This window comes from Caballeronia sp., from assembly GCF_028292365.1.
Classification (GTDB): Bacteria; Pseudomonadota; Gammaproteobacteria; order Burkholderiales; family Burkholderiaceae; genus Caballeronia.
Genome location: NZ_JAQGMM010000058.1, coordinates 1 through 6301, shown reverse-complemented (window position 1 = coordinate 6301; position 6301 = coordinate 1). Strand labels below are relative to the sequence as shown.

Annotated in this window: 5 protein-coding genes and 1 pseudogene; all 6 read right to left on the bottom strand. The window is 62.1% G+C overall.

Annotated elements, in window-relative coordinates; translation table 11 throughout:
* On the bottom strand, window positions 1-646 hold a 646-nt coding region (locus JWR14_RS03510; protein ID WP_299701422.1), incomplete at its 3' end, for a CoA-transferase.
* 170 nt (window positions 647-816) lie between these two features.
* The gene (locus tag JWR14_RS03505) at window positions 817-1620 is read right to left on the bottom strand and encodes a class I SAM-dependent methyltransferase (protein ID WP_299701425.1); all 804 of its coding nucleotides are present in this window, start codon (window positions 1618-1620) and stop codon (window positions 817-819) included.
* Between the two features lie 98 nt (window positions 1621-1718).
* Window positions 1719-2210 (bottom strand): polyhydroxyalkanoate granule-associated phasin, encoded by a 492-nt coding sequence (locus JWR14_RS03500; protein WP_299701418.1) that lies wholly within the window; start codon window positions 2208-2210, stop codon window positions 1719-1721.
* Between the two features lie 285 nt (window positions 2211-2495).
* Entirely contained in the window at window positions 2496-4049 is a 1554-nt protein-coding gene (locus JWR14_RS03495) for a TolC family protein (protein WP_299701415.1), read from the bottom strand.
* On the bottom strand, window positions 4036-6153 hold the full coding sequence (locus JWR14_RS03490; protein ID WP_299701412.1) for an FUSC family protein: 2118 nt from the start codon (window positions 6151-6153) through the stop codon (window positions 4036-4038). Before JWR14_RS03490 ends, JWR14_RS03495 begins: the two co-directional genes overlap by 14 nt.
* Window positions 6134-6301: pseudogene (locus tag JWR14_RS03485) on the bottom strand (multidrug transporter subunit MdtN); the annotation flags it as partial. The gene JWR14_RS03490 and the pseudogene JWR14_RS03485, both read right to left, overlap by 20 nt.

The following is a 6301-nucleotide window of genomic DNA, read 5'->3' as shown; positions in this document are numbered from 1 at the left end:
CCACCTGGACGATCACCAGTCCGTTTGAATTATGGGCGGCCATGGCAGCTTCCATGGCGTCGAGCACGAGTGCCTCGCGTTCCATCGTGACGTTGCCTTCGGGGTCGGCCGTGGTGCCGCGAATCAGTGTCACATTAATCGGAAAGACCTTGTAGAAGAGCCAGGTCTTGCCGTCGATGTCGATTGTGCTCACCAGGTCTTCGGTCGTACTGGCGTTGATCTTTCCGCCTCCGTGACGCGGATCGACAAAGGTGCCTAATCCGACCTGTGTAAGCGTGCCCGGCCTATGCGCCGCGATTTCCCGATACAGATGCGACATCGTCCCCAAAGGAAGGTTGTACGCCTCGATCAGGTTATCAGTCGCCATGCGCGCGAGCTTCGGCAACAGCGCCCAATGTCCGCCGATCGCACGCTTGACCAGCCCCGGTAGTGCCAAGCGGTTGAGCCCCCGATCCCGACCGTCACCGGGCGCGGCGGCGAACACCAGGGTCAGATTGCGTGGCTCAGCCGCGCCGGTGAAGCGTCGTTCCAGCGCCATGATCAATTCGTCTGGCGTACCGATGCCGACAAAGCCCGAGCAGCAGACACTGTCACCGTCGCGAATGAGCGCGACCGCTTCGTCAGCGGTAACAATCTTGTCTTTCATGGGGAAGCTCGAAGAAGAGGTGAGTGCGAGCTGAGTGCGCGGTCGCTACCGCTGCTGCTTCCAAACGGAGGGGAGGCATTCTCCCTTCGACAACCTTTAACTGCTTCCGTTATTACCGCAATATCCATACCGGATCGGCTGGGGCAGGCTAGCCGCCCATCCGGACGCGGTCAGTGATTCCGAACCTTGGCATGCACCAGACAAGGTAAATGGCCCTTTGTTAACGGATTCATACGGAAAAGGTCTTCCGTTAATTTTGGCCAACCACGGGGGACCCGGTACTCAAGAACGCTCAAAGCCGCAATGCGTGACGACCAACTGTGCAGGCATGCCGCTACTTCATCGCTGTTGATACCCCATGGCATGGGAGGCAGCCGATAGTGTGCCGTTTGCATGACGCCCCACTGGGTCAACTGGGAAAACCACCGTGGAATGGCATCGAACGCGATCTCGGCACCGGGGAAATGATCGACGATCCTGATAAACAAGCGTCGCACGGCTTCGGGGTCCAGATACATAAAGAGGCCTTGAACCACGATGAATACATCGGGGCCCGGCTCGGTTCCTTCAATTCCCTTAATCCCGTTAATCCAGTCCGGCTCGAACACGCTTGCCGCAACGTGGCGCAAGCGCCCGGACGAAGGCAGAAAGTGCTCGCGCAAAGCGATTACAGCCGGCAGATCGACTGTAAGCCATCGCATCTTGCCGTTGTCCACACGGTGAGCTTGCGTTTCGAGGCCTTCGCCGAGGGACACAATCAGGCCATCCGGATGGCGTTCGAGCCATCGCTTCAACAATTGGTCGATCTGTGCCGCCCGTGCGGCAAACGAACCGACAGGTTCTCCGAAATGACGCTCGAAGTCGTAGTCGATAGCATTACAGATGCGCACGCTATGGGGGTCAGAGAGAATACCGTCAGGCCGACCGGCTTCGCACGCACGATCGTAAAGTGTCCACAGCGTTGTTTCCGACACGCCGTCCAATTTGCATGGGACCTTCGAGAAGCTCTCGGCGCTGTGAGTGCGCGCCGGCGGATGGTCTCGACGAACCGGCGGCCCTGACACGACGGCTGTCAAAGTCCCCCCAGACGTTTTGCATTCGCGGTTGCACGCTCGTGAATAGGCGCAAGACTCTCCCGGACTACACGGGCCGTCGAACTGGCCAATTGCAAGGGATCGGCCGGAGAGGCTGCCGCGATCTTCAGTAGCGCTGCCTGGCATTCAATCCATTGCGTGGCAGATCGACTGGACGCCAGGGCCGACGCCGCTTCCGACGCAGCCCATATATGTTTGCTGGTGTCCATCGCCAGCGTCATGCCCAAGCTCACCAATCCTGAACCCATCGCCTGAATCGATTCGGACGCAGCCTCGCTCTTTTCCCGGCTCATCAGGCTGAATTCAACCCGGTCCCGCTCATTGGGCAGCGGGCCGGCCATCGCCATGCGAGCGGTGCGAACTTTGACGACTTGGGTGGTCGCGCTGAGCATTTCGCAGGTGTCCGTGAAAAGGCGCAACCAGTTGGTCGAGAGCTCACCGAGGGACGGCGAGAAAGTGGCGGAAGTCATGAAGTGCTCCACGGATTAAACCATCTGCTACGGATACCTAATAAAGTATCAATCGTCATGAAAGGAACGTCACGAGTCACGCATTGATAAGTCAGAAATGTGTCTGTTCCATGAAAGACCGCTACCGCAGCCATCGCTGGTGTAACACTTGGTGTAACGCTGCAAATGCCGGGCATTGTCTTAGAGAGCATAGGCCGATAAATGCTGCATCGCAACAAGTTATTTAAAACTGCGGGCTGGGCCCCTGGCAGGATAGCGGGGAGCCGAGCCGGTTCAAAGCCTCCCTCACCAACCGGTTTGCGTCGGGATCGAATCGACTGAGCCAGTCGCGAGCGCAAGCGTTGCCGCAGCCGATAGCGCCGCACTGTAACTGTCCGCATCCGCGTTCTTCGCCGCCAGCAGTTGGTTCTGGGCGAGCAGCGCGTCGGTGACCGAGCCGACGCCTTGCCGATAAGCATCGAAAGCGGCATCGTAGGTCGTCTGCGAGGCGGCGAGCAACTCCTTTGCAGCAGCGTGAGCGGCGATGCTCGACTGCAACGTATTCTGTGCAGTAACGATCTGCCGAACGGCTTCTTCGCGGCTTCGGGCGAGCCGGGTCGACGCGCTGTTGGCATCGTTGCGTGCCTGCGCGAGCACCGCCGAGCGCAAGCCGCCGTCATACAGCGGAATCGTGACACCGACGATCACGCTGCCGCCATAACGGCCGCCGCTCAGGTTGACCGTCGGCAACTGCTGGCCGACGGCTGGAACGGCGGAAAGCGACGAACTGCTCGTGTTGTACGCCGCCGAAGCGGAGACAAACACTTTCGGCATGAACTCCGATTCGGCCGCCTTCACTTTTGCCAGGTTGACGCGCTCGGCCGCATAGGCGCTCAACACGTCTGGGCGCCGGGCGATCGCGGACGACACGATCTGGTCGATCGAGTCAATCATCGCCGGCGACAACATGTGTTGAGGCATCTCCGCGATGGTGGGTTTCGACAGCGGAGAAATGCCCATCGCGGAGATGAGCGCCAGATAGCTGTTGCTTTCGACGCCCTGCGCCTGAACCGCTGCGAGCTTGGCCTGCGCGCGGTTCTGCGTAGCCTGCGCCACTTCGATAACGGTGCCGATGCCATGCTTGTAGCGCGACTGCGCTGCAGCCAGGATCGCTTCGGCGTTGTCGAGACCTTGTCGAGTCGTGGCTATACGAGTGCGCGCGGCCTGGTACATGTAGAACGCGACGCTGACGTTATAGATCACCTGCTGGTGAACCGCGGTGAAGCCGATGTTCGCCATCACCGTTGCCTGCGACGCAGCTTCGACGCGCGCGGCACGTCCACCGAAATCGAACAGCAGCCATTGCAGCGCGACGACCGGGGTTGCGCCATGCGACGCCGCGCTGACTGACGAATCGCCGGGCACGGATGATTGCGAACCTTGGCCGCCCGCCACCCACCCCATCGCCGCGACCGACAGTTGCGGGAGATAGGCGCTCTTTGCGATGCCCGCTGCGAGGGCAACATTGCGTGCGTCGTTCCACGCGATGCGGGTCAGCGGGTTCTCCGATTCCGCGAGATCGATTAGTTCGGGTAGTCCGTAAGCGTGCGCTTGCTCAAGCGATGGTGGAGGCGGCACGCTGGCGAGCGCGGGATTCGCGGGCAACTGGTAGCGGCGGGCTGATGCCACTGATACAGCCGATGCCGGCGGCCCGGGCACGATAGCGCCGGCTGTGTCTGTCTGCGGTTGCCACGGACTGTTGGGGCTGTCCGGTGCCATGTCGAGAGACGACGTGGCACATCCGGCCGAACTCGCCGCGGCAAGGATTGTCAGCGCGACTCGGGGATCAAGCAGGCGCATGAGTCGTGAGGTCCTTCGCCGCGTCGTTCGACGCGGCGTGTTCTAGTTGATTGAGGCGTGCATTGCCGAGGTGAAGTAAAGCGGTACGTATGTCGTCGTCAACTGCTGCTTCCGGCGAAGCCGGGTTCGGTATGACTGACATAGCTGGGTTTGGGATGCCTGTCATGGCTGGGTCGGGCAGAGCTGATGAAGCAGGATTCGGCGCGACCCGCAAAGCGGCGTCCGCCGCCGCGTCGGCTTCGCTCGCCGTTTGCGGCATGCCGCACGCGAGCTGATCGAGCCAGCCGTCGATTGCCACATCGCCCGGCCATCGTTCGGCGAGCAGGAACATCGGCCCTTCGAGCGCGCTGATCCTGGCCAGCACGTCACGACGTTCGGCGATCCACTCCCGTTCAGGGCGAACCCACGATGGCTCGTAATGCATCAGTGCGAGGTCCTGTTCGAGCGCGCCGCGTTGAGCCATCGCGCTCGCGGCCTGTGCCCGGCGCACACCTGCATGAGGCAGTGCCGCCACCCGTTCCCACTGCTGCCGCAGCGCGGCGAGCGCAGTGTCGACCCGCGCGGCAACGCTAACCGGCCACACGCGAGTGAAGATCAGATAAACAATCACGTTGCCGATCAGGATGCCGATCGTGCGATCCCGTGCGACCGTCAGGTCGAAGCCGGGTGCGGCGCCTTGCAACACGCACATGAAAAACACCAGGGCGATCTGGAAGCCGGCATAAGCAATACGAGGCGAACCGAACGCGACCCACGCCGACACCCATGCACCGAACAGCACCAGCACCATCAATTCGACGACGGACGTCAGCACGGGCGTCACGAACACGATCGCCGCGGTACCCAGGACCGCGCCCACGAGGCACCCCGCGATCCGGAGCGTCATCTTCTCGACGGTCTCGGCGGTGGTGCCGAGCGACACCATGTAGACCGTGATGAAGCAGGTGTGGATACCAGGCCAGTTGATTTGCGAATAAAGCAGATAGCAGAACATGGCTGCCACCGTGGTCTTTAGCGCGTAGCGGACGTGCTCGGGATTCGTGAATGCACCCGGCAGGAAGAAGCCGCCGCGCTTGCTGGTGGTCATCGGGGCTTTGGCTTCGACCTCTACTACTGCCTCGACCCCGACCACGGCGAAGCGGGTGATCGCATCGCGCAGGTCCTCGGCGACGATTCGCGCGAGCGGCGTCAGTTCTGTCACATCCGGCTGGCTGAGTTCGATGTTGACTGGATAGCCGCCCGCCTCGAGCATGCGGGCCATGTTCTCCAGCGCGTCGACGATCGGTCCGATGAACGATGCCGGCAGCCGGACCGATGGTTCTCGGCGCGCCAGATCGGCCGCGACCAGGATCGCAAGCGTCGACGACATAGCCTGCCGCAGCGCGGCAACATCGGCACTCACCGACGATCCTTCGACGACCGCGAGCTTCAGCCACGTGCCGATCTGCGCATCCCCTTCGCGCAGGCATACGCTAAGTGTGTCATGCGCGTCGTGCCTTGCTTCGGGCTCGGCCAAACTGCTGGCTGCGAGCCGCAGACGCTTTGCTAGCTCACGACCGGCGAGCCGCCGCGGCGACGGCGCAATCAGCAAGTTGACGCAGATCGAGACCGCAATAGGAATGGCGACCATCAGCCAGGCGTAGAGCAGGGCGCGGGTCGCTACTTCGCCGAACGGCACGCTGCCGAGCTCGTCGAGCGCGAAGCCGACGATCATCGCGATGATCGCGCCCACCGGCCGCAGCTTGCTCGCCGACGTCACGAACAGTAGTCCGAATGATAACCCCGCGATGCATGCCACCCGCCAGAGAGGATCGTCGAGCGCGAACATGGCCACCACGAGTACCAGCCCGACGACCACCGTGATCGCCACCAGCATTGCCACGCCCAGTACGACGCTCATCACCCTGTCGGACCGGTTCAGGAAGAACACGACATACGCCGAGATCGCTGCTTCCGGCGTGCCGTACACGCTCGTCAAGGACACTGTCAGCGCGCAGATCAGCGCGATGCGTGTCGCCATCGCCACTCGCCCCGGATTGGGTGCGAGCAGCTTCAGGAGATCGGCGGCGCCCGGTCGGGCAAGATCACCGGCAGGCTGCGCCATGCCGGACCTCGACTATCGCACTTGCACCAATCCGCACCAGCCGCGCTGCAGGCTCATCAAGACGCACACGCACGGGGAAGCGCTGCGCGACCCGCACCCAGTTCACGGACTGCTGGACGATCGGCAAGGTGCGCGGCAGATTGATGCG

Excerpts from the sequence above, each read along its gene's own strand:
- JWR14_RS03500 (WP_299701418.1), bottom strand. The coding sequence starts at position 2,210 with ATGACTTCCGCCACTTTCTCGCCGTCCCTCGGTGAGCTCTCGACCAAC.
- JWR14_RS03495 (WP_299701415.1), bottom strand. The coding sequence starts at position 4,049 with ATGCGCCTGCTTGATCCCCGAGTCGCGCTGACAATCCTTGCCGCGGCG.
- JWR14_RS03490 (WP_299701412.1), bottom strand. The coding sequence starts at position 6,153 with ATGGCGCAGCCTGCCGGTGATCTTGCCCGACCGGGCGCCGCCGATCTC.